Raw genomic sequence first — 401 nt, forward strand, 5'->3', positions numbered from 1 at the left:
GTGCAGGACCAGCTCGCCGAGGGCACGGAGGATGAAGAAGGCGAAGACGCCGCAGATGAGGAAGACGATCGCGAGGGCGGGGCCCGCCGAGGCCAGCCGGCCGCCGGCTCCGAGGAAGAGGCCGGTGCCGATCGCGCCGCCGATGGCGATCATCTGGAGCTGGCGGGGTTTCAACCCGTGCTGGTAGCCCTCCTGCTCGTGGCTGAAGTCCTGCGCCACGAAATCCGGATCGGGCGTGACGGTGCTGCGGTCGCTCTCGCTTCGTGTCATCCGAATACGGTAGTGCTCCGGGGCATTCGCCCTGACACCCGCGTCGATCGACTTCCGTGGGGCAGATCACCTGTGATAGGCGCCGAGGAGGCCCGCATGGCCCGAATGCACAGTCCCGCACGGCGGATCCG

General features: G+C 68.3%; 1 pseudogene. It reads right to left on the bottom strand.

Going from position 1 to position 401, the window contains the following annotated elements:
- Window positions 1-270 (bottom strand): annotated as a pseudogene (locus EO139_RS21110) (amino acid permease); the annotation flags it as partial.
- Between the last annotated feature and the right edge of the window lie 131 nt (window positions 271-401).

Source organism: Xanthomonas sp. BRIP62411, assembly GCF_003993525.1.
Lineage (GTDB): Bacteria > Pseudomonadota > Gammaproteobacteria > Xanthomonadales > Xanthomonadaceae > Xanthomonas > Xanthomonas euroxanthea.